Source organism: Arthrobacter sp. ok909, assembly GCF_900104405.1.
GTDB classification, from domain to species: domain Bacteria; phylum Actinomycetota; class Actinomycetes; order Actinomycetales; family Micrococcaceae; genus Arthrobacter; species Arthrobacter humicola.
In genome coordinates this window covers 1-25,070 of the sequence record NZ_FNJS01000047.1, presented here as the reverse complement: position 1 = coordinate 25,070, position 25,070 = coordinate 1, and the positions used below count along the sequence as shown (strand labels likewise).

Here is a 25,070-nt window from a genome sequence, read left to right as displayed (position 1 = left end):
CTGGCCGTGGTCATGGTCAGTGTCTTCGGGACCATGGCCGCCGATGCGGTGCACGTCGTGCTCGGCGTCCCCTACCTGGTGTCCGCGGTGGTCTTCCTTGTCGCCCTGTCGGCCGTTTTTCTCCTCTGGTACCGGTCCGAGGACACACTGTCGATCCACAGCGTGAACACCCGGCGTCGCGAAGCCTTCTACTGGACCGCCGTGCTGGTGACGTTCGCCCTGGGCACCGCGACCGGCGACATGACCGCGTACAGCCTGGACCTGGGCTATCTTGCGTCGGGCGTCGTGTTCGCCGCTGCGATCGGGGTGGGCGCTTTCGGGCACTGGCGTGGCTGGCTTGCGGCGATTCCGTCGTTCTGGTTCGTGTACATCCTCACCCGGCCCCTCGGGGCATCCTTCGCCGACTGGACGGCCGTTTCCGTCGATCGGGGAGGCCTCGGCTGGGGGACCGGCCCCGTCAGTCTGGGCCTCGCCGCGTGCATCGCAGCAGTGGTCGCCTACCTGTCAATCTCGGGCAAGGGAAACGCTGCCGACCGCTTCCGCTGACGAATCGGCCCGGTCGCATCGGCCGGGGTCCACGGTCCCCGCGAGGACGACGGCGAGCAGCCTTGCCTATGCGGCTTCGAGAACGCTCTTGAGTTTGGTCAGTTGGGCGACCTCGGTCTGCATCGTGCGGGCGATCATCGGCCGTGCGATCTTCATGAGTCCTTTGGGTTGCAGGTCCAGGTTGAACCGGACCTTCGTTCCACCGGGCGCCGCGCTGAGGTGGTACTCGCCGGACGGCCGGGCCGGACCCGCTACTACCTGGAAGCTGAGGCGTTGTCCGGGGTCCGCGGTGGTGATTTTGTAGTCACCGGCGATGGGCCGGCCGCCGGGGCCGGTGAGGTCCGACGGTGACGCCCGGGGCGGACCCGGCCGTGGCCTGGCGGCAAGGTTCGAGGCCCTGGCTGATCTGCGGCGTTTCGCCGCTGGAGATGACTGGGCGGGCCCCGGCGGCGCGGAGCTTCCGGGAGTTGCGACTGTTAGTTCAAGATGGAGGTATATTCGCGGCTCGCTTTGGCGGTTCTAGGCGATGCCGATGACGAGGGTGGAGCGGGCCGCTTCGACGACGCCGTCGGGGCGAGGGATCTTTATTGGGCCGACGGCCCCCGCGCGTTCAGGGCCTCGTTGACGGGAGCGAAGGCGACGCGATCCAGGACAAGTTCGATCTCGCGGATTTTGTCTGCGTTGATGGTGAGCAGCTCGATACACCTGACGGCGCCGGCAGCCGTATCGGTGATGAAGTCGTACACGACGCAGGCACGGTCCTGCGCGGAGAAGATCTCCCGGATTTCGTTGCCGACCAGCACCGGGACAAGGCGCTTGAGCGCCGAGGTCCACCCCGCCTTGTCCAGGGTCGTGCCGGCGAACGTGGCTACGAGATCCTCACCGAGCAGGTTTCCAGGGGCACCCATATCGTGGGAGCCAACAGCCTGGATGTAGGAGCGTGCGATCCCTTCGACGCTGGAGTCCGGCACAAGAGATCCTTTCTTGAGCAGCGGAGGGGCGTAGTGCTCGTCCCTTCAGCGAGGTGAACGCAGCAGCCCCGTCCCGGGCTCACAGACGTGCAGGATGGGACACACTGCGTCGGAAGTTAGTCCTTGGCGCCGGCGATGTTGACCAGCCATGCCACACCGAACTTGTCGTTGCACATGCCGAAAGTATCGCCCCAAGGCGCGGTTTCGAGCGGCATAGAGACGGCGCCCCCGTCGGCGAGCTTCTCCCAGTAGCCACGGAGTTCGGCGTCGTTATCACCGCTGAGGGAAACGCTGTAGGTGTTGCCGGGCTGGAACTCCATGCGGGCGGGCGTGTCCGACGCCATTAATGTCAGCCCGGACGGCGATTCCAGCTGCGCATGCATCACCAGATTCTCTTCGGCAGGATCTTGGCTCGCCTGAAAGTCGGCAAAGGTACTGATGGTCAGCTCGCCGCCGAAGACGTCCTTGTAAAACTCCATGGCTTCACGGGCATTGTTACGGAAGCTCAGATAGGGATTAAGGCGGGTCGTCATGGGGGATTCTCCTGGGTTCTAATTGCGCGAATACGTCACCACCGGGCCATGCTAACAGTGCGCCAGAGGACCGCAACAGGGGGACACCGCAGGCCGGGTCGGAGTTCCCTGGATCTCTGAGAATCACAGGGGAGTGTTGCACTTGATCACGTATTCCGCGACGATCAGTGGTCCGTCAACGATGCTGAGAGCCAGGACGTAGTTTTTCATGTCACCTGTCGACCAGATTGTGCGGCCACCGCGCTCGACCTTCAAATGTCCACGCTCTGCCCCGGACACGTGGGCGCAGGCAAGGTACTCCAAACGGGGGTCAACGGTCATTTGACGCTGCGGTTCAGTCACTATGGCCAGCTAACAACGGTAGGGCAGAACCCTGATGCCTCGGGGACAATCGTTCGCAACCATTTCAAAGGATCGCGGGTTGGATATGCAGGCATTTACCTGCGTACTGCCTCTATGACTGAGGTGTTCCGGGCTCTGGGCGATCCGACCCGCCGCGCACTTCTTGACCGCCTCCACGAGCGGAACGGCCAAACCCTGTCCGAGCTTTGCCAGGAGCTGGGCATGGCGCGGCAGTCCGTCACCCAGCATCTGGGGATTCTCGAGGACGCCAACCTTGTCGCCGTCGTGCACCGCGGCCGGCAACGGCTCCACGACCTCAACCCCATGCCGCTCCAGGAGATCCAGGAACGCTGGATCAGCAAGTTCGAACGGCCGCGTTTGGACGCGGTCAGCGCCATCAAGAAACGAGCAGAGGAAACCGCCATGACAAAACACCCTGATCACGTCTATGTCACCTACATACGCGCATCGGCCGAGACTGTCTGGGACGCGCTGACCAGCGAGGAGCTGACAGCGCAGTTCTGGGGCCACAGCAATGTCTCCACCTGGGAGCCGGGTCAGCCTTGGAAGCACGTCCGCACGGACGGCTCCGGCATCGCCGACGTCACCGGCCGAGTCGTGGAAAGCGAACGCCCCACTAGCCTCGCGATCACCTTCGAGGACCCGGCCGGGGGGGCGCACCCGCTTCGCTGGTCACCTTCACGATCGAGGAATACAAGGAGATCGTGAAGCTCTCAATCGTGCACGAAAACATACCCACAGTCGAAGACGCCGAAGCCGCTGCCCTCGGCTGGGCCGCTGTGGGCTCAAACCTCAAATCGCTCCTCGAGACAGGCAAAGTCCTGCCACAGGCGCCCTGGGACATGCATGCCGAGGTCCGTGATGCCCGGATGCGCGCCAGGGACTAGTCTCTGACGACATCCAGCAGCCGGGTACGGATCGCGCTCCGCACCCGCTTGAACTCGGGGAACGTGGAGTGTCAGGACCCGAGCCGCACTTGGCGATACGCGGTCGAGGCCGCCCGGTCTGAGGCCTTCTGCGGTTGCGCGTTCGGCGCCCCGATATGCGTTCCCGTCGAACAGATTTGCCCTTCGGGTCCACGGCCAACAACCCAGCCCGACCCGTCGTAGGGTTTGCCTGGCGGGTCAGTCCGGACGAGGAAAACAGGAAACGGACAATCGCGTGAACCGCTGTGATAAAGAGGAGAACACCGTCTGGAAGGCATGCCGCCGCGTCCCGGTATGAGGCTCAGCAACGGCTCGAAGAACGGCGCATCGCTCAGTGGATCGATGCGGAACAGCACTCAGCTATTTTGAGCAGTGTTATTGTGCGGACATGGCAAATGTCCTCGCGATGCTCTCGTCGTCCGGTGTCGTGCAGGGGCTAATCATCGGCGCCACGCTGGCGTTTTTGACGGCAATTTTCATCATGAACGCGGTGGGCAGGGCAATCACTACGACTGTCAACGGTTGGAGTGCCATCCATAAATGCGGCCAGCCTGGCAACGGAGTCCTCGTGCGGGCCGCCTGCGCTAAAGCCCTGCCCGTCGTCAATGTGCTTGAAGAGGCTGCGTACTGGACGACCACTATGGATGGCTCAGGGCATGCGCTGGGCGGCGGGCATGGCTACGTCCTGCATTTCCCTGCCGGGAAACTCCCGCCGAATGACGCCTTCTGGTCGCTCACTGCGACCGATGTCGTCGGGTATATGGTGGCCAATCCAACTAATCGCTATAGCGTTGGTGGCAGTTCACCTCTCGTGCAGAACTCCGACGGTTCAGTCGATATCTATCTCCGGCATCAGGCTCCGAGCGGGCACGAGCAGAACTGGCTGCCAACTCCTTCCGGGAAGTTCAAGCTGATGTTCCGCGTATATCTACCTGGCGCGGCAATTCTCGACGGCACGTACCAATTGCCGCCCGTTGTCAGCGTGCAGTGATATGAACCGCCTCATCCTGAAGTACGGACGTCCCCTTACAGCCGTCATACTGGCGGTCTTCGCTTGGGTCATCTACCGGCGGATCGCCAGCGGGGACGAGATCATTCCGCTCGCCATAGCGGCAGTCATCGTGTGGGGGATCGGCGCGCCGGCCTTCATCTACCTCTGGCCCCGCCTCACGGTTAACGGATACAAGAGGGCGATCCTCAAGCATGGGGTCGGTGGAGGCCCGGTCCCCGTCAACACGCTGTACGCCGTGCCCGGCACCTCTTCCCCGTCGGCGTCGCGCGGGAGCCTGATGGCAACCGGAGCCGACGATCTGCTCTACGTTGGCGGCTGGCTTGACTTGAGCAAGGGGCCGCAGGTCCTGCACGTACCGGACATGGCCGGCCGTTACTTCAGCGTGCAGTTCACCGACCCGTCGACGAGCGCCAATTTTGCCTACGTCGGCAAACGTGCGACGGGAACCCAGGCCGGCGACTATGTTCTCAGCGGGCCCGGCTGGAAGGGAACCGTACCAAACGGCATGACGCAGATTTCTTCGCCAACCGATTCCGCGCTCGTCATTGGCCGTGTCTTCGTCGAGAGCGACAGCGATCTTCCGATCGCGTACTCGCTTGCGAAGGAAATACAGCTCGCGGCACTGAAGCACTAGCGGTCACCGGGTCTGTGCAGTTCCAATGCCCCGGAGTTGAGCGAGAGGTTTGCCGGGGCAGGACCGGCGTCCGGTGCTGCCGACCACGCCATCCCTCTAAAATCGGCGACGCAAGGAATGCGCCGCGCCGCGGGTGAGCGGCCGGCCGGCTTCTCACTCGGGCTGCTAGTCGGGGTAGTCAGTGACCAGCAGCGCCGTTAACAGCGGCACCGAATATTGGCGTCAGCCTCTGGTTTCGACGGCGCTCCCAGCCCGTCCTGCGGGGTGCACGTGCCGGACTATTCCTGATTATCGGTCCCGGTCCCGGTCCCGGTGTCGGTATGCGGTTTGCGGACGGGATCTACGGAACCGCGCGCACCGTAGTTGCCCTCTGAATACTGGCCAATTTCAGATTTAGCGGTGCGGCCAGGGGTCGACCCGGCGTCGCCGAAGTTGGCTTTCACGTAGCGCCCCGATTCCTTGGCCTTGTCCCCGAGGGGTTCGGGCAGTCCGCCTTCGCTGCCGGCCGCCCCATAGTCCCCTTCGATGTATTGGCCTTCCTCGTCGTCCGCATGGCGGCCGCTCTGCGCTCCGGCCTTGCCATAGTTGCCTTCGACGTACCGGCCGCGCAGGTCCGCTTCCTCCGGCTTCTTCTCCGGGCCTGGCTCATCCGGGGTGTTTTCAATGTTGCTGTTGTCGTACATGTTGGTGCCTTTCCCGAAACGAAATCCGCGTCTTTGCGGCGCAATTCAAGTCTGGCGGGTCAAGTCTGTCGGGGCCCGCGCTCCTCGACAGAATCCGCCTCCGCGCCTGCTGAGGCTTGCCGGGACGGGGCGGCAGAGGCGGGCCCGAGGTGCTGCCCACGGCGGACAGATCTTAGACCGTTGCCTACGGACACTATCGGCGTAGCATAAATGTACTGGGGTTGTCAATTTCGGTAGGTCGATCAGATGACTCGAGGAGGCACTCGCGATGAGCGATATCAGTCCACTTAGGAATGCGGTCCGTAACGGCAGCGGCCTTAAGCAGTTAGGAGGGACCTGGGGAGAACTTCTTGCAGAGTTTCTCGGCACGTTTGTGCTGATCTCCTTTGGCGACGGCGTGGTGGCCATGGCGGTCGCCGCGTTGCCCGGGTCCGGCCGGGCAGCGACATCGACGACGATCTTCATGGCCGCCGGAGACTGGCTGTTGATCACCTGGGGATGGGCCCTGGCGGTGACGATGGCTATCTACGTTGCCGGTGGCGTCAGTGGCGCGCACATCAATCCGGCAGTGACCCTGGCATTCGCGGTCCGGCGTAAATTTCCCTGGGGCAAAGTGGGGCCGTATATTGTCGCGCAGGTTCTGGGCGCCTTCGCCGGGGCCGCGATGGTGTACCTGCTCTATCACGACGCGATCGATGCCTATAACCAGGCCGTCGGGACCGGGCGTGCGGACCCGAAGGGTCTTGCCAGCTACTCCATTTTCGCTACCTTCCCGGCACCCTACTTCAACGGCAGCCCCGTGGGACCGCTGGTCGACCAGATTGTCGGCACGGCCTTCCTCCTCATGTTCGTGGTGGCCATTATCGACATGCGCAACACCGCGGTCCAGGCGAACCTGGGCCCGTTCATGATCGGTCTGGCCGTTGCAGCCATCGGCATGTCGATCGGCGCGAACGCCGGCTACGCCATCAACCCGGCCCGTGACTTCGGGCCACGGCTCTTTGCCTGGCTGGCCGGATGGGGGCAGACGGCGCTGCCGGGCACCGTGGACGGGGCCTTCAGCTGGTACTTCTGGGTGCCGATCGTCGGGCCCTTCATCGGCGGAGTGATCGGCGTGCTGATCTACGACTGGTTTATCGGCGACGTCCTGCATGCGCGCATCAGGCTCCAGGAACCCACGCTCCCGGGCCGGGCAGGCGGAGAGACACCTCCGGCGACCGAAACGAAACGGACGGCCGAAACATAGGCGATCAAGAATCCCCAGAGACGGGCGATACAGGGAGATTCGCTCTGCCGGTTCAGAGGCGCCGGCGCTGGCCGGGCGGGGGCGGGCGTTTCACCACAATGTCAGGCCATGTCATCAGATTCGACTACCCCGGACTGGCGTGTACCCGGTCCTCGGTCTGCGCAGCGTATCGGGCAGTTTCTTGAGTATCTGTCCATGCCAGCCGCCGCCCGGGTTGGCTGCCACCTCACCGCATCACTGATGGCATTAATCCAGTTCGACCACGTGGGCGTGTCTGATATTCGGCGCGTTGACAGGCCGCGAGGTGGCGCGTATTTCTGAGCTCAGAGCAAGGAGGTCTCCTGATGGCCACCGTAAGCGTGCGCTACATCGTCGATGATGTCGATGCCGCCATCAATTTTTACCGCGAACATCTGGCATTCACGCTCGTCATGCATCCCGCCCCGCCTTTTGCCATGCTTGAGCGCGGTGATTTGCGGCTGCTGCTCAGCGCTCCGAGCGGCCAGGGCGGAGGAGGCCAGAGCATGCCCGACGGCACCAAGCCGGCGCCGGGCGGATGGAATCGATTCGCGCTGGAGGTGTCCGACCTCGCGGCAACAGTGCGGACCCTCCGCGATGCAGGCGTGCAGTTCCGAAATGACATCGTGACGGGCATAGGCGGAAATCAGGTAGTGATCGAAGACCCCTCGGGCAATCCGATCGAACTATTCGAGCCGACACTTCCCGAGGCGCGGCTCGCGACATCCTGATCCAAATGGCGGTGGGCCCGAACAGTCACGGTCGTGCCCTTCGTCCGACCGGAATGAGGCTCAAGTCTCGAGGCATACGCCGGGCATGCAGGACACAGGGTCCCGAACGTCCATGGGCGGTTCGTCCAAGACCATCCTGTATTTGCTCGCCGCCGCCCAGGAGGCCGACCTCGACTTCACCCTCGAGGACATCGACGCTATCTCCCGCAAGACACCGTGCCTGTCGAAGGTCGCGCCGAACGGCACCTATCTGATCGAAGACGTCCACCGCGCCGGCGGTATCCCGGCCATCCTGGGTGAGCTGGACCGTGGCGGCATGCTCAACCGCGATGTGCGCTCCGTGCACGGACCTGACCTTCGCTCATGGCTGGACATCTGGGATATCCGCGGTGGCAAGGCCAGCGAGGAGGCCATTGAGTTGTTCCTCGCGGCCCCGGGCGGTGTCCGCTCAGCCACGGCCTTCTCCCAGTCCGAGTGCTGGGACAGCCTGGACACCGACGACAAGAATGGCTGGATCCGCTCGATCGGGAATGCGCACAAGGGAGGACTGGCCGTCCTCAGCGGAAACATTTCAGTGGACGGCTGCGTGGTGAAGACCGCCGGCGTGGACGAATCAATCTTCCAGTTCTCCGGGCCGGCCGTGGTCTTCGAGTCGCAGGATGCCGCTGTAGATGCCATCCTGAGCAAGCGGATCGTCGCCGGCGACGTCGTTGTCCTCCGCTACGAAGGGCCCCGGGGCGGTCCCGGTATGCAGGAAATGCTCTATCCGACGTCGTTCCTGAAAGGTCTGGGTCTGGGCGCGACGGGCGCCCTGATCACCGATGGCCGCTTCTCCGGCGGAACGTCGGGACTATCGATCGGCCATGTTTCGCCCGAAGCTGCCGCGGGAGGAGCCATCGCGCTCGTCCAGGATGGGGACACGATTTCCATCGACATTCCTGCGCGCTCTCGGCGCACAAGGGAGCCGTTCGACACGGGCCCCTCCAGCCGCTGCTGGTCACTGCCGCGGAATAGCGTTCAGCACACGCAATGACGCGGAGGAACACCAAGATGTCGAATTCGGCTGAGGAGCAGTTGTCGCTCTTGAAAGTGGCGCGAAGCGCAATCGCCTCGACACAGGAGGCACTTGAAGGGACAACGACCTGGCTAGCCCTTACCGACGCCGATGGACGGGTGACTTACGAGTGGGCTGCTGCACCGAGCCTGCGTCGGCATCTCGCACGTGCAGATGTCACGGAGGGCGCCGACCTCGCTCACCGTTCCGCGGGCACGAATGGGGTGGGCGTCGCGCTTGCCACCGGCGCCCTCACCATCGTCCAGGGCACCGACCGCCTGGATGAGCGCATGCACAACCTCGTGTGCGCAGCGACTCCCGTCCTGCACCCGATCACTCGAAACTTGCTCACCGCCGTGAACGTCACGTGCCTTGCTGGTGAGCCGAACCCGCATCTGAAGATTGCGCTCAATATGCTGCTTGCCGGCATCCAGGATTCGCTGACCCGCCTGTCCCGCGCCCGGCATCAGCGGCTTCTTGATGCCCACTTGCGGGTCAAGGCGGGAACGGGAGCGGCCGTCATCACGCTGGACCGATACACCATGATCGCCGAGGACGGCCTTGGCGGCCTAGCACTTGACCGTGAGCAGCTGTGGCACTATGTCGAGGAGGCCGGACCGTTTACCAGGGAGTTCGTCCTGCCGACGGGCGTTCGGGCGCAGATTGTGCCCGTGATGCCACCGAAGACTTCGGAAGGCTGTTCCTTGGTGCTCAGCCGCCTGAACGTCGCAGGCCTTGCTCGCTCGCTCGTCAAGGGTTCGAATGCCGGACCCCTGACGGCAAGCCTGCCCGCGCTTAGCCAGCTGGAGTTGGCTGAGCGCGAGATCATCGCATCGGTGCTAAGCGAGTGCCGGGGAAACAAATCCGACGCTGCAGAGCAACTGCGCATTTCACGCGGAACGCTCTACGAGCGAATTCGCCGATACGGGCTCTAGGGACACCTCCGTAGCTTGAGCCACCGTGTGCCCAAGTCCTCGCCAGCAAAGGGAAAACATAGCCCTGAGGTGCTTCATAGGGGTGCGTGTGGCCTTTGATACTTCTTTATGGATGCCTTCGGCGTCGACTACATGACGCTCTGGACTTGGGAGTTGATGTGCCGTAGTGAGCTGCCTGCTATCTGGCTTGTACTTCGCATCCGTTCATTGCCTGCGTGGTCGAGGACGACTTGACGGAGCGGTGGGAACGCCGTGGTGCCTATGGAGCGTTCGGTGCCAGGTCCGCGTGGCCGGCCAAAGCACCCGCCACCGACCCGACGGCCTCCATGTTCCGATGAGAACCGTTTCGTCAAGCCGTCACGGAACGTGCATGGTTTGATTAGTCCGTGCTCCGTCTAAAACGCCTTCTGGTTTTCAGCCTGTTCGCGGTTTGCGTCATCACCGCATTCTCGTTCTGGACAACTCGGCAGCCCGGCGCAGACGCTCGCGGGGCCCTTTCTCCTCCGCCGCGAGCGGGGGCGAAACTTGAAATGCTCTCCACCGGCATCACCACCGCCGTGAACGTAACCCGGAGCCCGGATGCCCAGTGGCTCATCCGGGCTGCCGCGCAGACCGGGATCCCTGCCCGCGCGCTCCGGGCCTACGTTGCTGCGGCAGCCACGGCCAACGATTCCGCTCCGAAGTGCGGGATCGGTTGGAACACCGTGGCAGCTGTCGGCTTCGTCGAATCCGCGCACGGTACGTATGGCGGAGGCAGCCTTAACACCGCAGGGCAGGCGAGCGGCCCAATTGTGGGCCCGAGCCTCGATGGCGCCGGATTCGCCGCCATCGCCGACACGGATGCGGGTGCCCTGGACGGCGACGCCCGCTGGGACCACGCCGTCGGACCCATGCAGTTCATTCCCTCCACCTGGCATCTTGTAGGGCGGGACGGGAACGGGGACGGAAAAGCCGACCCGTTCAATATTGACGACGCCGCCCTCAGCGCGGCGACCTATCTGTGCGCCCACGGACGTGACCTCACAACCGCGCAAGGGTGGACGGACGCCATCTACTCCTACAACCAGTCCGATCCCTACATTCGCCAGGTGCGGGCCCAAGCCACCGCATACGCCGCGAAGACGGGCACCGCCGAATGAGTCCACGGGCTGAAGGCCCATCGCGGTGAATGCAAGGGGGTCCGGCGAATCCGGGTGATTCAAGCGGCCGGCGAGGATTCAGGAGGCGATGCTCTTTCTCACTTGGCCAGCAATTCCATGAAGTGGCGCCGGTTGCCGAAGATCACGTCGCGCAGAACAAGCAGCGCCCAGGCGGCGCCGAGGACCTCGGGCGCCGCATTGATGGGGCGTTCCGCCAAGCGGTTCCATGTACATTGCGGCTTGATCCTCCCATCGTCCGTCTTGAGTCGTTGGGTTCGTTCGCCATAAAGGGATTGCGAACGACAAGCACCTCAGGCGATGACATGTCCCTCGTCCGCGTGCATAACTTCTCGGTCTCCCTCGACGGCTTCGGTACCGGCGAGGGCCAGCAACTCGACGCTCCGTTCGGTCACGCAGGCTCACGGCTAATGAAGTGGGCTTTCGAGACGCGCACCTTCCGCGAGATGGGAATCCATGGGGAGTCGGAGGGATCCTTCGGCGTCGACGAGGCCTTCGCCAGCACGTGGAGGCCGGGGATTACTACTCCAGGAACTCGTCTACGTTGGTCGAACCAGATTCCTCTGGCGCGTCATCAGATGGGCGGCCGGAGGCGACTGGTCTGAAGCGAAGGCGCCGGTCGCCGTCGTCGAGGATTCCCGGCGTCGGACGAGGTCGGTGAGTGCCAACGGGGCTGGGTGGGTAGTGGACCGCCAGGCGACGGGCGCATGATGTCGATGCACACGATGGCTTTGGCCTGGTCGCGACCCCAATCACCGTTGTTCCTTTCTGCTGCTGATTACTCGGCGATGTCCTCCGCCCACAGCTCAGGGTGTTCCTCCTGGAAGGTGCGCATCATCTCGACGCATCGGGCATCATTCAACACCAGTACTTCGACGCCACGTGAGCGCAGAAGATCGAATTCGCCGGGGAACGTGTCGGCCTCGCCCACCACCACGCGCGGAATCTTGAACTGGATGATGGTCCCGGTACACATCGCACACGGTGCCAGGGTTGTGTAGAGGGTCGTGTCCCGGTAGCTTTTCTGGCGTCCGGCAGCCCGCAGCGCAGACATCTCGCCGTGGGCGATTGGATCACCATGCTGGACACGCTCGTTGTGGCCGCTGGCAATCACTTCCCCGCCGCGGGCCAAGGCAGCGCCGATCGGGATGCCGCCCTCTCGGAGACTCTTTTGTGCGGCTTCGTAGGCAGCTTCGAAAACCGGGTCTGTGTTGGTTCTTTGAGTTTCGTTCATGGGTGCAGTCTAAATTGGCGCGCGTTCCAATTGTCGGTGGGCGCTCGCAGCCTGGCATCGGGGTTCAACCACAGCAGCTCATCCGCGACCCTCGCGTTGCCTACTTCTGCTGACACGAGATCATGCGCCCATGCAGTCTGTGTGACATGCCTTTCCGAAGAATCCGGCAGGACGCCCGCATGAAGTGTGTCAGGACTGTTCGCGGCACGATTGAGAACCAGGGCAGCCTTGCTGTCTACACCGAGTTGCATTGCTGCGGCATCTGACCTTGAGCGGTGCGGTGGATCGCCTTGCGGCGGCGAGCGGATCTGGCCAGGCCACATTGCTGACAGTGTCGCCCGTATCCTTGATAGATGAGTGACATAGCGCATTCAACCGTCACATTTGATGGCCGCTTCGCCCGGGAGTTCAAGGAGATGGCCATTCCTTGGCGCGCGCAGGAGGCTCCCGACCCGCACCTTCTGGTGCTCAACGAGCACCTCGCCACCGAGCTAGGTCTCGATCCGGCCTTTCTCAGGAGCCCTGAGGGTCTGCTTCTGCTGATCGGCAACGCCGTCCCTGCGGAGTCCAGTCCGGTGGCACAGGCCTACGCCGGCCACCAGTTTGGCTGGTACGCACCCCGTCTCGGCGACGGGCGCGCACTGCTGCTCGGCGAGATCGGGCACGCGGACGGGCAGCTCCGCGACATCCATCTCAAGGGATCAGGACGCACGCCGTTTGCGCGAGACGGCGACGGCCAGGCAGCGGTCGGTCCTATGCTGCGCGAATACATAGTGAGCGAGTCGATGCATGCGCTGAACGTCCCCACCACACGATCCCTCGCTGTCGTCGCGACGGGGCGTTCGGTGCAGCGTGAGACGCTCCTTCCCGGCGCCGTTCTTACCCGGGTTGCCAGCAGCCACCTGCGCGTGGGCAGCTTCCAGTACGCCCGGTCCACGGGCGATATCGGCCTCCTTCGCCGCCTCGCCGAATACGCGCTAACCCGTCACCACCGCGCCGCGGCGGACGCCGAGAACAGATATCTCGCACTATTCCGAGGGGTAGTATCTGCCCAGGCTTCACTCGTGGCCCGGTGGATGCTCGTCGGGTTCGTTCACGGGGTCATGAACACCGACAACATGACGATCTCGGGCGAAACCCTCGACTACGGGCCGTGTGCCTTCATGGAAGGCTTCGACCCCGCCGCGGTCTACAGTTCGATCGACGAGACCGGACGCTACGCCTACCGCAATCAGCCGCTAGTGGCGGAGTGGAACCTTGCCCGGCTCGCGGAGTCTCTCCTGCCCCTCCTCCACGATGACCAGGAGAACGCAGTGGACCTCGCGGTGGAGGCCCTCAGCGAGTTCCGCCGGCAGTACAGTGAAGCCTGGTCGGCAGGCATGAAGGCCAAACTGGGGTTCCGTGAAGGGCACGACGATGAAGTGACCTCGCCTCTCGCGGACGAACTTGTGGCTTTGATTCAGGAGTCACGGGCGGACTACACATCGTTTTTCCGCCACCTCGGCAAAGCCGCCCGCGGCCAGGTTGAACCTGCACGCGGCCAGCTTCTGAACCCGGCAGGTTTCGATGCCTGGGTGAGGCGCTGGCGTGCCTTGGCGCCGGACGCTGACGCCATGGACCGGGTCAACCCCGTCTACATCCCGCGGAACCACCTGGTGGAGGAGGCCCTGGCCGCCGCTACCAGCGGGAATGCGGGTCCGTTGGAACGGTTGATGGGCGCAGTAGCCTCACCCTTCGACGAGCGGCCCGGTCTCGAGCATTACGCCGACGCCGCCCCGGAAAGCTTCGGCCCTTACCGGACCTTCTGCGGAACCTGAACCGCCGAAGCAGGCTGCGGCACGGCCCCATCAGCTGGTCCGCAGGCACAATCTACGACAGAACGCCTTCTTCCAACGCCGGGGAGCTCATCATGGATACCGAATTCGCTGATGTTATCGATCATGACGTCACCACCATCACTTGCGTATGTGGCAATACCGTCAGCCAACAGGGATTGATTCAGGCCAACTCACAAGGCATTCCCGTCCACAACGACGGAAACACTCCCGTGCCCGAGGGGCTGGCTGCATGGCCTGAGGACGAGGATCTCTACACACTGTGTCCCTCATGCGGCCGCGTTTACCACGACGCGGTCATCGAAGAGACAGGGACCGCGCCCGTTGCTCTCCGAGTCGAAGTCACTGCCGGACCGATTGCAGAGGCAATCCGTGTCCACTGGGACCTCAACACGTAGCCCTCTGAACATGTCCAGGATCAGTAACGGTGTGCCGGGGACCTCTGGGTGATCCTAGACACGGCCTCTTAGGATTTGTCCACGTTCACGGTTCCGGCCGGCGGGCAGTCGGCTTCAAGGAGGACTGTTAGGTGCCCGCTTTCATTTGATCGTTGCGAGGACGTGCGACAGGGAGTTTCTCCAGTCAAGTGTGCCACCGCCTTCGGTGGTGCGGCGGCCTGCGCGCAAAGAACACGTCATCGAAGTAGGCCAGTATGTCCATCGCCGTGGCCACATTCCCGCAGTGCATCTTGAGGAAGCGCGCAATCTCCGCATAGGGGTCCTGATCGGTGATGGTGACAGCCCGCTGATCGGCTGGGGGTGTATTGTCGCCGAGGCCTAGTCGCTGATGTTTTCCAGCAGCCACTGGGTGGAGAGGGGGTTCCGGCGCAGCGTGAAGGTCCGCAACGCGGATCTTGAGGATCCGAGGCGAACCTCCACCCGCCAATACTCGGTGCTCACCAGGTCACCGCTGCCCACGGCCGCCGTGCGCCGGGTGTCCCAGGAGGCCTCCCTGGTGAACCAGTGCGCCGGATCGGCGGCCACGACCCAGATGCGGCCTTCGTGCCGGATGGCCAGGGGCGTCCCGACCGGGGTGAACCGGACGTCCACGGCCACGTCGAGGGTTGTTTCATTCGCTGGTGCTGTCACGGTTTACGCGTTCTCCCAAGTTCCTGGTCATCATTCGTCCCGGCGGGTGACTGCCGAACTCCACACCCAGGTCCGGTAGGTTACCGGACCGTCTTTCCATGTCACGTCGACGGCCTTGGCCGTCCAGGCGTACACCTCGCCGTCTACCAGACGATCCGTGATGTGACCGCGGCCGGCATGAACCTGCGGGCGATTGCCGACGAACGTGGCCGCCCCCGGTCCACAATCAGCAGGGAACTCTCCCGCAACAGCATGGAAGCTAGCCGGCGCCCGATGGGGGTCCCTGGCTCCGAGCGGCGCTTACAAAGGAGGGATCGTTGGGGTAGCCCAAAAGGTTACGCACCGATCGGAAATTTCTTTTGCTCTTTCGTGCCGGCCCGGCGGAGCATGGACGACGACGGCGGCCGGACCCCTCGCCGGGGACCATGGCAGTTCACGGATCTTGGCGACATTCACTTCAGCAACGATTTGGAATCCTGCACGCCTACTACGCTTTGATCTGGGCGGGCGGGACGCGCAGACTGCCGTACCTCTCCATTCGGTGCCACCGCAGGTGCACACCAGCCAAGGCAGTGACCACCGACTGGATGACGACCAGATACATGAGCTGCCTGTAGACAAACTGCTGAAGAGGAAGCGTCCACAGTGGGCGAAGCCGTTCATTGTCGAGGCGGAACGCGTAGGCAGCCATGAGGAATTGAACGACAAGGAAGACGAGCCAAAGCATTCCGATCCGGACTGGGTCGAGGAAGATCAGGCCGTAGATGGCGAAGACGTCCACCACCGGTGCGAACAGTGGCAGCAACACCTGTAGTACGAGCAGGTAGCCAAGGCCACGCCGCCCGAGCTTGCCGGCCGCTCCGCCCTGGACGACCGCGCCGCGGTGCTTCCACATGGCCTGAAGCGTGCCGTAGCACCAGCGGTACCGCTGCTTCCAGAGCGACCCGAGGCTCTCGGGTGCCTCGGTCCAGGCCCTCGCGTCGTCTTGGTACACAACGCGCCAGCCGTCGCGGCACAGAGACATGGTCAAGTCCGTGTCCTCGGCAAGCGTGTCGTCGCTAACTCCGCCCACACGGAGGAGGGCATCGCGGCGGAAGGCACCAATGGCCCCCGGGACAGTCGGCATGCACTCCGCGACGTCGAACAGCCTGCGGTCCAGATTGAAGCCAACGACGTACTCGATGTGCTGCCAGGCCCCGAGGATTCCTCCGCGGTTGGCGACCTTCGTGTTCCCCGAAATTGCGCCCACCTGTGGGTTGGAGAAGGGCTGGATGAGGGCATGGACCGTTTCCGGTTCGAAGACTGTGTCACCGTCGACCATCACCACAAGGTCGTGGCTGGCAGCGGCAAGCCCCGCATTCAAGGCGGACGGCTTGCCGCCGTTCTCCTTCCGGATCAACGTGACCCCCGGCAGGCTGAGCGCTTCCACGATTTCTGCGGTGCCGTCGGTCGACCCGTCGTCGACCACGACGATCTCAACCGGATGGGTCGAGGCGACGATGGATCGAACCGCAGCTTCGATGCCGGCCGACTCGTTGTACGCGGGGACAATTACGCTGACCGGCTCGGTGATCTCATGCCGGACCGGCACGTCAACCCGGCGCCGGCTGCGGCCGGCCGCCCGGGAGCGGCGTGCCGCTCTCCTGTGGCGCGCCGCGGTTCCGACCACGAGGACGGCCCGGATGACCGTCACGGCTCCGGCCGCAACGAGAGCCCACGAGATGGCGGTGATGACGAAGTCGCTGAGCCGGATCCCCCACACGAACGCGGTTCCGCTGATCTGCTCCCCGGCTGATGCGTCCCGCATGCTCGTAATCCCGACGGCGTCGCCCACCGTCGTGACCCGGAAGCCTTGGCCCGTGAACTTCGTGAGGGCGGAATCGAGCGCGGCGACCGTCTGGTCCCGGTCGCCACCACCGTCGTGCATCAGGAGGACCTGGCCCTGCGGGCCTGATGGGGCAAGGTTCCGCTCGATCGTGGCGACGCCGGGCCGCTGCCAGTCCTCGCTGTCCTTTGTGGTGAGCACTGTGAGGTAGCCCTGGGCTGCCGCGGCGCGCATCGCTGACCAGGTGCCGTCCCTGACGGCATCGTTCTCAGAGCTGTACGGCGGCCGCAGGAGCGTCGCGGCGTGGCCCGTGATGCCTGCGATCGCCTGCTGGTCTCCCTGAACCTCGAGCTGCTGGCGCCAAGCCGGGGCACTTCCGAGGTCCGCGTGGGTCAGCGTATGGACGCCGATCTCGTTGCCGTCAGCGAGGATGCTGCGGACTAGGTCGGGATTGTCGACGGCAGCGGAACCGACCACGAAAAACGTGGCATGGACATGGTGCTTCCGGAGGACGTCGAGGATCCGGGGCGTCCAGACGGGGTCCGGGCCGTCGTCGAACGTTAGAGCCAGCGTGTGGTCCGCGGGGGCGACGGTGCGGACGGCCCCGCCCCGGGCGTCGACCACCGGGCCCCCGTGGGACACCGCATCCGGGACCGTGCCGGAGGAGCCTCCCCCGAGGACGGAGTCATTGGCGATCCCAGCCAGGTGATGCATGTATCCCTGCACTGCGAGGGCAACACCCAGCGCGAACAGGACGGCCATGAGGATGAACCAATGAGCCCTTACGCTGGCGGGAACAGCACCCTTGCCCGGGCGACGAATACTCACGGGTGCGGCGGCGCTGACGGTCGCGTGGCCTGGCCCGGTGCCGTCCCGCTCTTGCCCGGCGCTGTCGGCGCCGTGCTCGCCACGGGAGTGGCAACGGGCGCCGCAGGCTGCCTTGCGGCAGTATCGAACGGCGGTGCTATCGGCGGGGCTATTGGAACGGCCGAAGCCGGAGCCACCGGGGCCTGGACAGCGGTCCCCGGGGCCCGGACAGCAGTCGGCGCTGCGGGCTCGGCCGATCGGGGTTCGCTAGCTTGAAGCCCAGGTGGGGGAGAGGACGGTGCCACTGGGGAAGGAATGTCGCGGGCCGCCGGAGCGGCCGGCAGAGGTAGGAAGGGCGCGGCGACATTGGAGCCGCCAATGAATGCCACCAGCAGGAGGAGGACATATCCCGCCACGAGCCCGAGGGCCCCGAGGCCGAGAAGCTTGACCCGCCGCAGGCGCCGACCTGAGGCATCGACAAAGACCGGCCCACGCGGTGACGCGGACAGCGACTGATCGGATGATTCATTAATAGCTACCATTGGGCAGCAATCGTAGTGGTTTCGCACTTTGAATCCCAAAACATCACCACCACACCGTGGCCGGTCTGTCGCCGGACTTCAGTCCCAGCCTAGGTCAGGCCACCTTTCCGGAGCGGATCCTGCTGGCGATGAGACAGCTCGTGCGTTTGTTGATCGGCATGGGTAACGTGGCTCGGGGCATTGTGTGCCTTGGAAAGTTACGGAAGACGTTTCCGGGGGCCGGAATCAGCCACGGGTGAAGGTGCCCAGTCCGGTCGGATCGTAGAAGTCGAGCCTCACGCTCGACGCCGTGCTGCCGGCACCGGGCGCTGCACCTGCGCCAGAGGCGAAGATTGCCCCCGCGAGGCCGTTGGCGTTCTCCCCCATGGATTCAAAGCTGAAGGTATCGCCGTCGAAGTGGTTGAGGGGGAACTTGGTGGTGCTGCCAGCGGGGCCGAGCTCCATGAACAACCCGCCGTTCTCCGCCGCGACGCTGAGCGGGCCGTAGTAGGGGTTCGCATAGCTGCCTGTGTAGAAGTCGCTGCTCCGCGCCGGTTTGGCCTGTGCGGGCGCCTGGGAGTAGTCGACTTTTGGCTTGTCCGCCTCGTCGATCTTCTGGAAGACGCCCGCGGTGAATCCGAACCAGTCAACTGTCGCGGCGCCGTTCTGGGCGGTGTCCAGGAATGCGGCGCAGATGGCTTCCGGAATGCCCTGCGGACGGCCGTTCGTCAGGGCCACGATACCCAGCTGCTCGCCCGGCAGCATGGAGACAGCGGTCGCGGCACCGAGGTTGAAGGCTCCTGAGTGCCCGAGTTGCAGGCGGGCGTGTTCGTCGTAGGAGACGTTCCAGCCCAGGCCGTAGAAGCGGGTGCGGGCGGCCGGTGTCGCGGGAAGGCCCGACACTGCGTGCGGGACATGCGTGACGCCAAGCTCGTCCGGGTCTACAACGTCCTTGCCTTCAAAACTGCCGTTGGCGAGCTGCAGCCGGATCCAGCGGGCCAGGTCATTCACGGAGGAGCTGGCGCCGCCGGCGGGTGCTTCGGCGTCGGCGTCCCGGCTGTACTTGGCGACCCAAGTCTTGTTGCCGGCGGGCACATGGATGAGAGCCCGGTTAGAGGCTTTTTGGTAGTCCGCATGGCGATAGCTGGTGGAAGTCATGCCAAGGGGCTTGAACAACACGTCTTCGGCGAGGTCCGCCCATGGCATTTTCATGGCATCGGCAGCGGCCTTGGCGCCGGAGGTGTAGCCGAAGTTGCTGTAGTTGTAGCTTGACCTGAATGTGTCGAGCGGTTGCTGGTTGAGGTGGCTGAGAATGTAGGACTGGTCGAATGCGAGGTCCTCCAGCAGATCACCCGCTCCCGTCTGCAGGCCGCTTTGATGTGACAAGAGGTCCGCCATCGTGGCGTTTGCCGTAACGAAAGGGTCTTTGAGGGCGAACCCCGGACTGTGCATGATCACCGGGTCCGTCCAGGAGATGGCCTTGCGGCCCACGGCTACGGCCGCCACCGTGGAAGCCAGTGGTTTGGACACCGAGGCCAGTTGAAAGACCGTGTCCGCGTCGACTGTCTCGGGCTTGCCCGACTCCCGCACGCCGAAGCCCTTGGCGTACAGCACCTGGTCCCGGTAGACCACTGCCACCGCGATTCCGGGGACTCCGGTGCTCTCCATGGCCCCCTGGACTATCCCGTCAAGCTTGGCAACGGCGTCATTGACCTTCTGTTGGTCCAGGAGCGGTTTGACCTGCGGTTCCGGTGCCGGCAGGAGCGAGGCCGACGGCGTGCCGGAGGCGCCAGATTGACTGGCATTTTGGTCGGTGCAGGCGGCCAGCAGCGACATCCCTGCCATGCCCGCAGCTCCGACGCCGACTGCCTTCAACAGCGAGCGGCGGTCAGCTGGCACCGAGCTGATCGGCAGCACGAATGAATTCCTGTGGTTCATGGACATACCCCCAACACGTCTGGAACGCCGAGCTGACGCCTTCTCCCCATGATGGACCCATGCCGCCGTTTGAGACGAGTATTTCGGCTGATGGATCCGCGGGGCGGCCGGCCACTGGACGACGCCGAACAAGATCTTCGAGGCCAGGAACATTCAAGAAGACACTGGGCAACACGATCCTGCTCCGCCGGGGCGGCAAGTCCGAGATGATCGCCACCACCGCACTGTTTCCTGGCCAGCGACGACTCCTCCTACATCACCGGGACAGACATCGTCGTCGACGGCTTCCTCAAGCACTTCCACTAAGCATCCAAGGCAGCACATCTCAGCCGTCCGCAACTGACACGACGGCCAGGGGCAGGAGCTCCCCGCCCTCGTGCAGACGGCGGTTCAGGTCATATGGTCGAAGTCCCCTCGGGCCCAAGCAGCGTGCCGTTGGGCTGAATCGTGCAGAATGGCCTTTGCTCCGGAGGCGATGACATTGTTGAAGTTGCCGTAGATCCGGTCGAACTTGAGCTCTCCCAGCTGCACGGCGAGCCGCAACGCCACCGCGCCCGATAGCGGCAAATGATTCGGGTAGCTGCGCATGAAGGCGATGGAGCGACGGTCCGGATTCGGATACACGCTGTCACCGGTCAGCAGAACTCCTCTGCCGCCGGCCCCTGCGGCCCAGTGCACCACCGCACTGCCCGGGAAGTGTCCGCCGGTCTGGTGCAGTGTCAACCCTTCGGCGACAGCTTGACTGCCGGACCAGTATTCGATGACCGGATCATCGCGCCCCAGCCATCGCCGGTCTGCGTCGGCCACAAGTACAGGGACGCCACCGAGCCGATGCGACCATTCGACCTGCACACCAAACATGTGTGGATGGCTAGCGGCGATCGCCAGGACCGGGCCCCGCTCGAGGACTGCCTGCACAGCGCTGTCATCGACATATCCGACCGGATCCCACAGCAGCGAACCCTCGTGTGTCACCACAAGCTGGGCGGTCTGGCCGATCCCGACTTTGGGCTCCGTCGTGATCCCGGTCAGTCCCGGCTCGTTCTCCTTCAACAATGTCTGCTGGCCCTCCTGCGCCAGCCCGTCCAGTGTGAGCCATTTTTGGCCGTCCTCGGGCACATACTGCCGTTCATCGGCGCAGATTGGGCAGACCCCCGGGGTAGGTTCGTCGCGTTCGACGGCGCAGGTTGCACAGATCAGCATGGTTGGTCCCTTCTACGCGCCTTCTGTCCTGCTTTCCGCCTTTTTCACCTTCGGCCGCAGGCTGGCGTGCCCAGACTATGGCACGCGAAAGTCTCCTAGGAAGAGAGATCAGGGCCTCATTCCGTCTCATCCAGGTTGTGGGAGGGGAAGTGTGTACAACGTACACACTTTGGCATCCGGACTCGGTCGTACTGGAGTTGGATCGGACCGGATTCCGCATGTTTCCGGGGGAGTCCAGTGTTTGCAGGGGAGGAAATGCAGTTCGAGTCCCACCTCGGGCACAGCACTCCTCGTCAGAGGGGTCTTTGCTTTAAAGTGTGGACATTGTGCCTGCCACCCTGCGCGGAGGAACCCGAGTGCCTACTTGGATCCTCGTACCGCACGGCGAATGCGGCGACAGTAACAGCCGCCTAACGGGGAATACGGCGGCGGACGTTTAAGCGTCGGGGCCGAAGGTTGATCCCGCGCGGGGCAGTTCGGCACGGCTTCATTCGGCGTCGGGCACGCCATCCCCTGACGCTGGCGCCGACTTGAGCTTCCGGCGTCTGCGCCGGCGCCAGACGATCACCAGGCCAAGCACGACGATGGGGACCAGCACCCAGCCGCCGATGTCGAGAGCGTCACCGATGGCATGGGCCAGCGCCCCGGCCAGATAGGCCAGAACGCTGAGGCTCGCGACCCAGGCAATGGACCCTGTGATGTTCCACAGCAGGAACTTGGGCCACGGCATCTTGGCAGCCCCCGCGGCAATGGCGCCCCAGAGCCGGACTACAATGACCCAGCGGCCAAAGAACAAGGCTGTGCCGCCGTGCCGATCGAAGAACGACTCCAGTTGGACGATGCGATTCTCGTCGGCGTGGAAGCGCCGTGCAAGTCGCAGCATCAACGGACGGCCTCCCACCCGCCCAAGTCCGTAGCCAATAGTGCTCCCGAGCATGGCGCCCAGGCTGCCGACCGCGATAACGGCAGCAAGGTTCAGATCGCCGTGGCGCGCCGAGGCGTAGGCCCCAAGCAGTACGGCCACGGCGGGAAGCGGTACACCGGCGCACTGGGCCAGCACAATCACGAAGACGCCGAAGTAGTACGCCCATTCGTCCGCAATCCCTGCTTCCGGGGCGACGAAGCCTGCCGAGCCGAGCGCCACGAAGCGGAGGGCGGCTAATCCGGTCATCGCTCACACCTCACTCCGCTGCTCCGCCACGGTCCATAATGACGGTCCCCGCGCCGCCCGAGTTTGTTCCGCGGTCATAACCCCCGCGACGACACCGGGATGGCCCTTGTATACGCTTGTGGCCCGCGCCGCGTCAAGACCACGCTGCGATCACGGCCCGGCCCGGCGGCGGCACAGCGCCTCCTGACCTCACCGTGCAACAGATTTAGAAGGATCAACGCGTCAATGAGGCATTTCGGGAGCCAGTGAGCTCGGCGAGTAGGCCGTCCGCGCCGCTGCAGCGCTCAGCTGTGTGAGTCAGAGATCCGATGATCCCCGCACATGCTGTTCGGCGCTTTGCGGGACACCGCGTCCATTGAGAAGCGCACCGAGGCCCTTCTGCCTGCCAGAAGGTTCTTCGCTGAACCAGTGACTTAGGGCCCTGCCGGTGCGAGCCTGTCGGGGCAACAGTTGGACCTACCCGACGATCGGTGTGCGTACGGCGCCGGTCTGGGCGCGACAGGCCGCTTGTAGTTGGGGGGCGGTTCTGTCTAAGACCATCCGGAGACAGCATCCAGTAGGAATCGGGGTGGCCGCTACGCCGGCCAGAACCAAGTGGAGGGCACACCATGGCAGAGCACAACTACATCTTGTTCGTTTCGTCGTACGCCGACACGGGCTCGGCGGCAGATGACTTCAAGGCGATCAAGAGCATGGACGACGCGGCTGTGGCGGCTGCTGTCGTACTGTCGCGTGACGCCTCGGGCAAGACCGAGGTCAAGGAGCATGGGGGCGGACTAGTCGCCGGCGGCACCAAGGCCGGCGCCATCGGCGGGCTGGTGGTCGGACTGTTCGCTCCGCCGCTTCTGCTGTCCGGCGTGATCGGTGCTGGGATCGGCGCAGGTGTTGGCGCCATCGCGAAACGTCACGAGGAGAAGTCCATCGGCGTCAACGCGGACGAGTGGCTGCCGCCGGGCTCCTCGGCGATCGTTGCCGTCGTCGACGACCTCTACGTCGACCGCGTCGACGAGGCGGTCGACAAGGCCACCAGGAAGGTCAGCAAAGCCATCGACAGCGGTGACTACGACGCCGTGGTCAAGGCCGTGAACGAGGGCGACGAGAAGATCATTGAAGCCGCTTCGTCCTGATCGGCCGACGCAACCAGCCGGGAGCGGGCCGCTCATATCGACGATCACCTACCGCGTGGGCACCGGGGCATCGAACCAGGGAACGTCGAAAACCACCCTCGACATCATCATCCTGGTCCTCCTGCTGGCCGCAGCGGTGCATACGCCTACGATGTCACACACCGCGGGGCGATTACGGGACACGGGTCCGACCGAACGCGGCGATCAACAAGGTGACCGGCCCTGACACGTCTTGGGAGCGCTCGGCGTTGACCTGGCTCCGGGACGATTCATGTTGGCGCTGCGGATGTGTATTACCGGTTGTCTCAGACACCTGAGATCCTGGCGGGGAGATGGAGAGAGTATAGGTTGCGTGCGTGCTTACTGAACGGGCGGAACCATGTTCTGACTTCGGCGAAGGCTTAGAGATTCTCCAGCTCGGAGCTTGGTGTGGCCTGGTCCGCGGTGGCTTCGGTCTCGGCGGCGCGTTTGACGGCGCGTCGTTCGCGCCGGCGGTCGTTGAGCATGCACAGCCCGATCGCGGCGAAGAACAGGGCCAGCATGGGGACGGCGAGGTAGAACATGCTTGTGGCGTCGGCGCCGGGCGCGGCCATGGCGGCGAAGAGGCACACCAGGAACACGGTGATCCGCCAGCTTTTGAGAAGTTGCTGGCCCTTGACGAGGCCGGCCAGGTTCAGTCCCACCAGGACCACCGGCAGGAGGAAGGCGATGCCGAAGGCCAGCAGCAGCCGCAGGACAAAGGTCAGGTAGACCTGGGCGCTGATGAAGTTGGAGCCGCCCGCCGGCGTGAATTCGGTCAGTACGCGCACCGCGTTGGGCAGCACGAGCCAGGCCAGCAGGACGCCGCCGACGAACAATGGCACGGCCGCTGCCACGAAGGACAGGGCGATGCGGCGTTCCTTCTTGTGCAGTCCGGGCACGATGAAGGCCCAGAGCTGGTAGAGCCAGACGGGGCTGGCGATGATCAGGCCCAGGAACACGGATACCTGGATCATGAGGTCGAACGAGCTCGCGACGCCGTCAAAGTTCAGCGTCGCCTGACGGCCCTGCTGTTCGTTCAGGTCACGGATCGGCTTGGTCAGCGCAGCCAGAAACGGCTGGTAGACGAGGAATCCCGCCACTGTCCCGAGGACGACGGCGATTGCCGCCTTGAAGAGCCGGTTGCGCAGCTCTTTCAGGTGGTCAAGGAGCGCCATCCTCCCCTCGGGGTTCGATCGACGGCTCATGGTTACTGCCATGCGTACTTAGGCGCGGGTCGACGGCGGAACGTCGGTTCCGTCGCCCGTGCGGCTTTCCGGGGCGGCGGCCTGCGGGTGGTTAACAACCCGGCCCTCGACCGGCTCGGAGCCTTCCTTGGCGTCGGAGGTGCCGTCCTTCTTCATTTCCCGGACTTCCGACTTGAAAATGCGCATCGACTGGCCCAGGCTGCGGGCCATGCCCGGCAGCTTCGGTGCAGCGAACAGCACCAATGCCAGAACGATGATGATGATGAGATGCCAGCCTTCAAGCCTC

General features: G+C 64.2%; 26 protein-coding genes and 1 pseudogene. 14 read left to right on the top strand and 13 right to left on the bottom strand.

The window, feature by feature from the left end; all coding sequences use genetic code 11:
- On the top strand, positions 1-546 hold a 546-nt coding region (locus BLR03_RS22420), incomplete at its 5' end, for a COG4705 family protein (RefSeq protein ID WP_139184648.1).
- Positions 547-1,130: 584 nt separating this feature from the next.
- On the opposite strand, the gene BLR03_RS22410 is transcribed toward BLR03_RS22420, so the two are convergent.
- The 3 genes from BLR03_RS22410 to BLR03_RS22400 form a co-directional block, all read right to left on the bottom strand.
- Positions 1,131-1,517, bottom strand: a complete 387-nt coding sequence (locus BLR03_RS22410; protein ID WP_091256637.1) for a nuclear transport factor 2 family protein — start codon at positions 1,515-1,517, stop codon at positions 1,131-1,133.
- A gap of 116 nt (positions 1,518-1,633) precedes the next feature.
- Positions 1,634-2,050 (bottom strand): VOC family protein, encoded by a 417-nt coding sequence (locus BLR03_RS22405; protein ID WP_091256635.1) that lies wholly within the window; start codon positions 2,048-2,050, stop codon positions 1,634-1,636.
- Between the two features lie 123 nt (positions 2,051-2,173).
- Positions 2,174-2,371, bottom strand: a complete 198-nt coding sequence (locus BLR03_RS22400; protein WP_091256633.1) for a hypothetical protein — start codon at positions 2,369-2,371, stop codon at positions 2,174-2,176.
- A 135-nt stretch (positions 2,372-2,506) separates the two neighbouring features.
- Here BLR03_RS22400 and BLR03_RS22395 point away from each other — a divergent pair, with 135 nt between their 5' ends.
- The 4 genes from BLR03_RS22395 to BLR03_RS22385 all read left to right on the top strand — a co-directional run bounded on the left by BLR03_RS22395 (position 2,507) and on the right by BLR03_RS22385 (position 4,985).
- Positions 2,507-3,121, top strand: coding sequence for an ArsR/SmtB family transcription factor (locus BLR03_RS22395; protein WP_254788660.1), 615 nt, complete (start codon positions 2,507-2,509; stop codon positions 3,119-3,121).
- Complete coding sequence (locus BLR03_RS25080; RefSeq protein ID WP_254788659.1) at positions 3,118-3,300, top strand: hypothetical protein; 183 nt, start codon at positions 3,118-3,120, stop codon at positions 3,298-3,300. The genes BLR03_RS22395 and BLR03_RS25080 overlap by 4 nt, the downstream gene beginning before the upstream one ends.
- A gap of 427 nt (positions 3,301-3,727) precedes the next feature.
- Positions 3,728-4,330 (top strand): DUF1214 domain-containing protein, encoded by a 603-nt coding sequence (locus BLR03_RS22390; protein WP_217639837.1) that lies wholly within the window; start codon positions 3,728-3,730, stop codon positions 4,328-4,330.
- Position 4,331: 1 nt separating this feature from the next.
- On the top strand, positions 4,332-4,985 hold the full coding sequence (locus tag BLR03_RS22385) for a DUF1254 domain-containing protein (RefSeq protein ID WP_091256631.1): 654 nt from the start codon (positions 4,332-4,334) through the stop codon (positions 4,983-4,985).
- Between the two features lie 278 nt (positions 4,986-5,263).
- Here the strand turns inward: BLR03_RS22385 and BLR03_RS22380 are convergent, their stop codons facing one another.
- Positions 5,264-5,668: a hypothetical protein gene (locus BLR03_RS22380; protein ID WP_091256629.1), complete on the bottom strand. Its 405-nt coding sequence runs from the start codon at positions 5,666-5,668 to the stop codon at positions 5,264-5,266.
- 268 nt (positions 5,669-5,936) lie between these two features.
- Between BLR03_RS22380 and BLR03_RS22375 the strand changes: the two genes are divergently transcribed.
- The 5 genes and pseudogenes from BLR03_RS22375 to BLR03_RS22355 all read left to right on the top strand — a co-directional run bounded on the left by BLR03_RS22375 (position 5,937) and on the right by BLR03_RS22355 (position 10,791).
- The gene (locus BLR03_RS22375; RefSeq protein WP_091256628.1) at positions 5,937-6,914 is read left to right on the top strand and encodes an MIP/aquaporin family protein; all 978 of its coding nucleotides are present in this window, start codon (positions 5,937-5,939) and stop codon (positions 6,912-6,914) included.
- A gap of 344 nt (positions 6,915-7,258) precedes the next feature.
- A complete protein-coding gene (locus tag BLR03_RS22370) occupies positions 7,259-7,663 on the top strand; it encodes a VOC family protein (protein WP_091256625.1) in 405 nt (134 codons plus the stop codon).
- A 109-nt stretch (positions 7,664-7,772) separates the two neighbouring features.
- A pseudogene (locus tag BLR03_RS22365) lies at positions 7,773-8,609 on the top strand (dihydroxy-acid dehydratase); the annotation flags it as partial.
- Positions 8,610-8,713: 104 nt separating this feature from the next.
- On the top strand, positions 8,714-9,652 hold the full coding sequence (locus tag BLR03_RS22360; protein WP_175460668.1) for a helix-turn-helix domain-containing protein: 939 nt from the start codon (positions 8,714-8,716) through the stop codon (positions 9,650-9,652).
- A gap of 386 nt (positions 9,653-10,038) precedes the next feature.
- Positions 10,039-10,791 (top strand): lytic transglycosylase domain-containing protein, encoded by a 753-nt coding sequence (locus tag BLR03_RS22355; RefSeq protein WP_091256621.1) that lies wholly within the window; start codon positions 10,039-10,041, stop codon positions 10,789-10,791.
- A gap of 796 nt (positions 10,792-11,587) precedes the next feature.
- Here BLR03_RS22355 and BLR03_RS22345 read toward each other — a convergent pair.
- A complete protein-coding gene (locus tag BLR03_RS22345) occupies positions 11,588-12,043 on the bottom strand; it encodes a nucleoside deaminase (protein ID WP_091256620.1) in 456 nt (151 codons plus the stop codon).
- Positions 12,044-12,396: 353 nt separating this feature from the next.
- On the opposite strand from BLR03_RS22345, the gene BLR03_RS22340 reads away from it, so the two are divergent.
- Both BLR03_RS22340 and BLR03_RS22335 read left to right on the top strand, forming a co-directional pair.
- On the top strand, positions 12,397-13,860 hold the full coding sequence (locus tag BLR03_RS22340; protein WP_091256618.1) for a protein adenylyltransferase SelO: 1,464 nt from the start codon (positions 12,397-12,399) through the stop codon (positions 13,858-13,860).
- Between the two features lie 92 nt (positions 13,861-13,952).
- On the top strand, positions 13,953-14,276 hold the full coding sequence (locus BLR03_RS22335) for a hypothetical protein (protein WP_091256617.1): 324 nt from the start codon (positions 13,953-13,955) through the stop codon (positions 14,274-14,276).
- 184 nt (positions 14,277-14,460) lie between these two features.
- Here BLR03_RS22335 and BLR03_RS25390 read toward each other — a convergent pair whose 3' ends face one another.
- Together BLR03_RS25390 and BLR03_RS22330 are read right to left on the bottom strand one after the other, a co-directional pair.
- The gene (locus BLR03_RS25390; RefSeq protein ID WP_175460667.1) at positions 14,461-14,682 is read right to left on the bottom strand and encodes an acetylxylan esterase; all 222 of its coding nucleotides are present in this window, start codon (positions 14,680-14,682) and stop codon (positions 14,461-14,463) included.
- Positions 14,655-14,966, bottom strand: coding sequence for a hypothetical protein (locus tag BLR03_RS22330; protein ID WP_254788658.1), 312 nt, complete (start codon positions 14,964-14,966; stop codon positions 14,655-14,657). Before BLR03_RS22330 ends, BLR03_RS25390 begins: the two co-directional genes overlap by 28 nt.
- Here BLR03_RS22330 and BLR03_RS25385 point away from each other — a divergent pair.
- Complete coding sequence (locus BLR03_RS25385; RefSeq protein ID WP_368086997.1) at positions 14,880-15,464, top strand: helix-turn-helix domain-containing protein; 585 nt, start codon at positions 14,880-14,882, stop codon at positions 15,462-15,464. The genes BLR03_RS22330 and BLR03_RS25385 overlap by 87 nt on opposite strands.
- Here the strand turns inward: BLR03_RS25385 and BLR03_RS22320 are convergent.
- The 4 genes from BLR03_RS22320 to BLR03_RS22300 all read right to left on the bottom strand — a co-directional run bounded on the left by BLR03_RS22320 (position 15,454) and on the right by BLR03_RS22300 (position 22,431).
- A complete protein-coding gene (locus tag BLR03_RS22320) occupies positions 15,454-17,553 on the bottom strand; it encodes a bifunctional polysaccharide deacetylase/glycosyltransferase family 2 protein (protein ID WP_091256614.1) in 2,100 nt (699 codons plus the stop codon). The two genes, BLR03_RS25385 and BLR03_RS22320, sit on opposite strands and share 11 nt — an antisense overlap.
- An 812-nt stretch (positions 17,554-18,365) precedes the next feature.
- Positions 18,366-20,036 (bottom strand): serine hydrolase, encoded by a 1,671-nt coding sequence (locus BLR03_RS22310; RefSeq protein WP_254788657.1) that lies wholly within the window; start codon positions 20,034-20,036, stop codon positions 18,366-18,368.
- A 411-nt stretch (positions 20,037-20,447) separates the two neighbouring features.
- Positions 20,448-21,260 (bottom strand): MBL fold metallo-hydrolase, encoded by an 813-nt coding sequence (locus BLR03_RS22305; protein WP_091256611.1) that lies wholly within the window; start codon positions 21,258-21,260, stop codon positions 20,448-20,450.
- 487 nt (positions 21,261-21,747) lie between these two features.
- Entirely contained in the window at positions 21,748-22,431 is a 684-nt protein-coding gene (locus tag BLR03_RS22300; RefSeq protein ID WP_091256609.1) for a DedA family protein, read from the bottom strand.
- Between the two features lie 608 nt (positions 22,432-23,039).
- Between BLR03_RS22300 and BLR03_RS22295 the strand changes: the two genes are divergently transcribed.
- Positions 23,040-23,558 (top strand): DUF1269 domain-containing protein, encoded by a 519-nt coding sequence (locus BLR03_RS22295; protein WP_091256607.1) that lies wholly within the window; start codon positions 23,040-23,042, stop codon positions 23,556-23,558.
- A gap of 401 nt (positions 23,559-23,959) precedes the next feature.
- On the opposite strand, the gene tatC is transcribed toward BLR03_RS22295, so the two are convergent.
- Both tatC and tatA read right to left on the bottom strand, forming a co-directional pair.
- A complete protein-coding gene (gene tatC, locus BLR03_RS22290) occupies positions 23,960-24,754 on the bottom strand; it encodes a twin-arginine translocase subunit TatC (protein ID WP_175460669.1) in 795 nt (264 codons plus the stop codon).
- Between the two features lie 48 nt (positions 24,755-24,802).
- On the bottom strand, positions 24,803-25,070 hold a 268-nt coding region (tatA, locus tag BLR03_RS22285), incomplete at its 5' end, for a Sec-independent protein translocase subunit TatA (protein WP_139184645.1).

Excerpts from the sequence above, each read along its gene's own strand:
- BLR03_RS22370 (WP_091256625.1), top strand. The coding sequence starts at position 7,259 with ATGGCCACCGTAAGCGTGCGCTACATCGTCGATGATGTCGATGCCGCC.
- BLR03_RS22375 (WP_091256628.1), top strand. The coding sequence starts at position 5,937 with ATGAGCGATATCAGTCCACTTAGGAATGCGGTCCGTAACGGCAGCGGC.
- tatC (WP_175460669.1), bottom strand. The coding sequence starts at position 24,754 with ATGGCGCTCCTTGACCACCTGAAAGAGCTGCGCAACCGGCTCTTCAAG.
- BLR03_RS22345 (WP_091256620.1), bottom strand. The coding sequence starts at position 12,043 with ATGAACGAAACTCAAAGAACCAACACAGACCCGGTTTTCGAAGCTGCC.
- BLR03_RS22340 (WP_091256618.1), top strand. The coding sequence starts at position 12,397 with ATGAGTGACATAGCGCATTCAACCGTCACATTTGATGGCCGCTTCGCC.
- BLR03_RS22320 (WP_091256614.1), bottom strand. The coding sequence starts at position 17,553 with ATGGCCGTCCTGTTCGCGCTGGGTGTTGCCCTCGCAGTGCAGGGATAC.
- BLR03_RS22335 (WP_091256617.1), top strand. The coding sequence starts at position 13,953 with ATGGATACCGAATTCGCTGATGTTATCGATCATGACGTCACCACCATC.
- BLR03_RS22305 (WP_091256611.1), bottom strand. The coding sequence starts at position 21,260 with ATGCTGATCTGTGCAACCTGCGCCGTCGAACGCGACGAACCTACCCCG.
- BLR03_RS22380 (WP_091256629.1), bottom strand. The coding sequence starts at position 5,668 with ATGTACGACAACAGCAACATTGAAAACACCCCGGATGAGCCAGGCCCG.
- BLR03_RS22405 (WP_091256635.1), bottom strand. The coding sequence starts at position 2,050 with ATGACGACCCGCCTTAATCCCTATCTGAGCTTCCGTAACAATGCCCGT.
- BLR03_RS22300 (WP_091256609.1), bottom strand. The coding sequence starts at position 22,431 with ATGACCGGATTAGCCGCCCTCCGCTTCGTGGCGCTCGGCTCGGCAGGC.
- BLR03_RS22395 (WP_254788660.1), top strand. The coding sequence starts at position 2,507 with ATGACTGAGGTGTTCCGGGCTCTGGGCGATCCGACCCGCCGCGCACTT.
- BLR03_RS22390 (WP_217639837.1), top strand. The coding sequence starts at position 3,728 with ATGGCAAATGTCCTCGCGATGCTCTCGTCGTCCGGTGTCGTGCAGGGG.
- BLR03_RS22385 (WP_091256631.1), top strand. The coding sequence starts at position 4,332 with ATGAACCGCCTCATCCTGAAGTACGGACGTCCCCTTACAGCCGTCATA.
- BLR03_RS22295 (WP_091256607.1), top strand. The coding sequence starts at position 23,040 with ATGGCAGAGCACAACTACATCTTGTTCGTTTCGTCGTACGCCGACACG.
- BLR03_RS22360 (WP_175460668.1), top strand. The coding sequence starts at position 8,714 with ATGTCGAATTCGGCTGAGGAGCAGTTGTCGCTCTTGAAAGTGGCGCGA.
- BLR03_RS22400 (WP_091256633.1), bottom strand. The coding sequence starts at position 2,371 with ATGACCGTTGACCCCCGTTTGGAGTACCTTGCCTGCGCCCACGTGTCC.